Origin of the sequence: Collinsella sp. AF23-2 (assembly GCF_003459245.1) — a bacterium.
Lineage (GTDB): Bacteria > Actinomycetota > Coriobacteriia > Coriobacteriales > Coriobacteriaceae > Collinsella.
Genome location: NZ_QRVG01000041.1, coordinates 1 through 3837, shown reverse-complemented (window position 1 = coordinate 3837; position 3837 = coordinate 1). Strand labels below are relative to the sequence as shown.

Below are 3837 nucleotides of genomic sequence, written 5' to 3'. Positions count from 1 at the left end.
GGCCCGTTCAGGCTGTTGCGCTGAGATTGAAAATCAACCCCTGTCGGTTGCAGGCCGCGAAACAGAATGGAAACCAACCCACCGGCTCGTCGCGTTTACCGCGTTTTATAATGCTCGTGCTGCAACCCAAAAGAGGAACGTATGGCTCATAACGACAAACCCGAAAGCGCTAACGAGGCGCAGGATCATTCCCAGCCGCTCGACGACGGCGGCTTCTTCTCCCTTAACGACGTCATCATGGCAGGCAGGCAACAGCTCACCCGCTCCGAGCATCTCTTGGCTGCCGACACGCGCCGCAACGCCCGCAACCTACTCGCGAGCGCCAAGCTGCTCGCACTCGTCGTCATCGTCTCGCTCGCCATGGGCGTTGCCGCTTGGGCGTTTTTGGCCTCGCTGAATATCGCGACCGACTATCGCGAGCACCATGCATGGGTCTACACCTTGCTTCCCGTTGTGGGCGTTGCCACCGCATGGGTGTACAAAAACCACGGCCTTGCCGCCAAACGAGGTAACAACCTGGTCATCGACTCCGCTCTGGGCACACGCCTCATCCATATGCGCATGGCCGTCCTCACCTTCGTCTGCTCCACGCTCACGCACCTAACGGGCGGATCGGCCGGTCGCGAGGGAGCCGCGGTACAGATTGGCGGCACCATCGCCAGCAACATCTCGAGCCTCGCCCACCTCAAAAAGCATGACCACCACGACCTCATGCTCGCCGGCATCTCGTCCGCCTTTGGCGCCGTATTCGGTTCGCCCCTTGCCGGAGCTTTCTTTGGCATGGAGATGTGCTTTATCGGCAAGATCGACTACACCGCGGGCATCTACTGCCTGGTCGCCTCGTTTACCGGCTACTTTACGTCGCTTGCCTTGGGAACCGAGTACGAGACGAATGTCATCGCCAGCGTTCCCAACATGACACCACGGACGGTTGTCATCGTTGTTATCAGCGCCATTATCTTCGGCCTGACGGCACGCCTCTTTGCCTGGTCGGTTCGAACCGTCAAAAGCCTGTACAGTCGCTTTATCACCAATTACCTCGTCCGCGCACTCATAGGCGCACTCGTGGTTTTGGCCGCCTATGCCCTCCTCGACGCCTGGAACTACGCCGGCCTTTCCACGTGGCTTTCCGGCGCCGGATTTGCAGGCAACACCACCCTGGCGGACGCAGCCATCAAGTTGGTCGTCACAGCGCTTACCCTGGGCGCGGGCTTCCAAGGCGGCGAGGTCACGCCCCTGTTTGGCATCGGTGCGGCACTCGGTGGCTGGATCGGTTGCCTTACCGGGCTTGACCCCAGTTTTCTGGCGGCTCTCGGCATGCTCGGCGTGTTCTGCGCCGGCCTCAACGTGCCCATCACCACCTGCATGATGGCCATCGACCTGTTCCACGGCACGGCCGCCGGGTTCTTTGTCATCGTGGCCTTTATCAGCTACCTAACCGGCGGACACCGCGGCGTGTACCCCGCCCAGCGCATCATCTCACCCAAGCGCCGCTCGCTTATTGTGGATGAGGGCGGTACGGTAGCGGATGCTATCGAGCGCCACAACGACCTGATAGAGTAGATGTAATAATCGCCGTGCAGCCACAATCGGGGGCAATTCGACCTGAGCGCGACCGCACCGTCATGTCACACGCCGGGAGTCGCCCCATGCACGCAACTGCTTTTGGTCGCACGCTCATCATCGCCAACCCAGCCGCCCAGTCGGGTGCGGCGCGCGAAGTTGCCGAGCGCCTGCAACGCTTTTTGGATATGACCGCGCGCGCATCCCAGTTTGACCTGGTGCTAACCGAGCACATGGGACACGCCAAGGAGCTTGCCGCACAGGCTCAGGGCTATCGCACCGTTATCGCACTCGGCGGCGACGGCGTGATCCACGAAGTCGTCAACGGGCTTATGACGCAAAAGGAGGACGCCCGCCCCGCTCTTGCCGTCCTGCCCGTGGGCTCCGGCAACGATTTTGCCCAGACGCTCGATATCGAAGATTTCTCCGGCAAGGATTTTGGCGCGCTACTCACCTGTGAGCTGCAGCGTCAGGACATCGGGCGGATTCGCTCATGGAACCCCGCAAGCGGCAACGGCGAGGCGATCGTCGAGTATTACGACCAGACTCTCTCCGTCGGTATTGATGCCGCCATCGGCCTTGGCACCACCGAGCTGCGCAAAAAGACCGGCTTGACGGGTGCTCCGCTCTACACCCTTTCGGGACTTGAGCAGTTTGGCCTGCGCTATCGCAACTACCCCATGACAGTCAGCTTTGACGGCGCGCCCGCCGAGCGCGTGAGGGCGATCATCATGGCGATTCAGCTTGGTCCTACCTATGGCTCGGGCTATCGCATCTGCCCCGATGCCGACCCCTGCGACGGCATGCTCGACGTCTGCTACGCCTGCGGCCCCGTCCCTCGCGCGGTAGCCCTGCCTATGTTCCTTTCGGCCAAGGACGGCCACCATACCAAGTTGCCACCGGTTCGCATGCGCCGCTGCCGCCATGCCGAGCTAACTTTTGAGGAGCCCGACTACCCCATCCAGGCCGACGGCGAGCCCATCGTCGCCTCGCGCATCGAGGTTGACGTCCTCGGCAGCGCCCTCCAAGTTTGGCACCCCGCCCGCTAGCAAGGCCAGTGGAGCAATCAACTACTCGTCGCTGCCCGGCTTGCGACGGTTAGCCTTTTTGATGGCATTGAAGTGCTTGTCGTTGAGCCTGCGCTGACGGGAGCGCTGAGGCACCTTGGTCTTTACGCGTCGGCGCGGCGGACGCCCACGACGCTCAAGCTCGGCGCGCAGCTTACGCAGGCAGCTCGAGCGATTTTGAAACTGGCTGCGGCTCTCGCGTGCCGTCACGGTAATCCCCGTGGGCCCATGCTTCATACGCACCGCCGAGTCCGTCGTGTTGACGCCTTGTCCGCCCGGACCCGTCGCGCGAAACACCTGCACCTCGCAATCGCGCGCCAACTCCTCGGCCGACATCTCGGCATAGCGCGCATACTCGCGCCATCCCATCTTGTTCTCATCCATATCAACACCTCCCCTCATGCAAAAAATGTGACAAAGGGACAATCCCTTTGTCACATCGCATACCAATCGCTTGTGTTGCGCGCTTAGGCGAAGGTGATCTCGCCGGTCTCGCAGTCCATATCGGCGATACGGGCCAGGCTCTCAACGCGGAAGCCGCGCTCGCGGAGCTTATCGCCGCCGCCCTGGAAGCCCTTCTCCACCGCAATGCCAATACCGGATACCTCGGCACCTGCAGCTTCGCAGATCTTGATAAGACCCTCGAGCGCGCAGCCGTTGGCCAAGAAGTCGTCGATAATCAGGACCTTGTCGCCCTCGGACAGGAAGCGCTTGCCCACGATGACCGGGTACTCCTTCTGCTTGGTAAAGGAGTAGATGGTCGTGGCATACTGCTCGCCGTCGAGGTTAATGGACTGGGCCTTCTTGGCAAAGACCACCGGCACGCCGCCAAAATGCTGAGCCGCAATGCAAGCCATGCCAATGCCCGAAGCCTCGATCGTCAGGATCTTGTTGATCTCGACACCCTCGAACACACGGGCCCACTCGGCGCCCATGTGGTCGAACAGCTCAACGTCGCATTGGTGGTTGAGGAAGGCATCAACCTTAAGGACGTTACCGGCCTTTACGATGCCGTCATGGCGAATACGATCCTCAAGCTCCTGCATGGCGCAACCCCTTCTCACGGCAACGATACCGCGCGATTAATAAACGTTGTTCGATAGTCTACCACGGACCGACCCCCGCCCGCCCCACAAGCCGCATCGCACCACAAACCAGTCTTTTTGACCTTGATTCTCATTTTCATTGCAACGGCCTCAGGACTCAG

At 61.1% G+C, this 3837-nt stretch carries 4 protein-coding genes; 2 read left to right on the top strand and 2 right to left on the bottom strand.

Features of this window, described 5'->3' with window-relative positions:
- Positions 1-141 precede the first annotated feature (141 nt).
- Both DWY03_RS09890 and DWY03_RS09885 read left to right on the top strand, forming a co-directional pair.
- Positions 142-1563, top strand: coding sequence for a chloride channel protein (locus DWY03_RS09890; RefSeq protein ID WP_197032846.1), 1422 nt, complete (start codon positions 142-144; stop codon positions 1561-1563).
- Positions 1564-1649: 86 nt separating this feature from the next.
- Entirely contained in the window at positions 1650-2612 is a 963-nt protein-coding gene (locus DWY03_RS09885; RefSeq protein WP_117840747.1) for a diacylglycerol kinase family protein, read from the top strand.
- 21 nt (positions 2613-2633) lie between these two features.
- Here DWY03_RS09885 and DWY03_RS09880 read toward each other — a convergent pair whose 3' ends face one another.
- Positions 2634-3014, bottom strand: a complete 381-nt coding sequence (locus DWY03_RS09880; protein WP_195520765.1) for a peptide chain release factor-like protein — start codon at positions 3012-3014, stop codon at positions 2634-2636.
- Positions 3015-3097: 83 nt separating this feature from the next.
- Positions 3098-3676, bottom strand: a complete 579-nt coding sequence (locus DWY03_RS09875) for a xanthine phosphoribosyltransferase (protein WP_117840745.1) — start codon at positions 3674-3676, stop codon at positions 3098-3100.
- Positions 3677-3837 lie beyond the last annotated feature (161 nt).

Excerpts from the sequence above, each read along its gene's own strand:
- DWY03_RS09875 (WP_117840745.1), bottom strand. The coding sequence starts at position 3,676 with ATGCAGGAGCTTGAGGATCGTATTCGCCATGACGGCATCGTAAAGGCC.
- DWY03_RS09890 (WP_197032846.1), top strand. The coding sequence starts at position 142 with ATGGCTCATAACGACAAACCCGAAAGCGCTAACGAGGCGCAGGATCAT.
- DWY03_RS09880 (WP_195520765.1), bottom strand. The coding sequence starts at position 3,014 with ATGGATGAGAACAAGATGGGATGGCGCGAGTATGCGCGCTATGCCGAG.
- DWY03_RS09885 (WP_117840747.1), top strand. The coding sequence starts at position 1,650 with ATGCACGCAACTGCTTTTGGTCGCACGCTCATCATCGCCAACCCAGCC.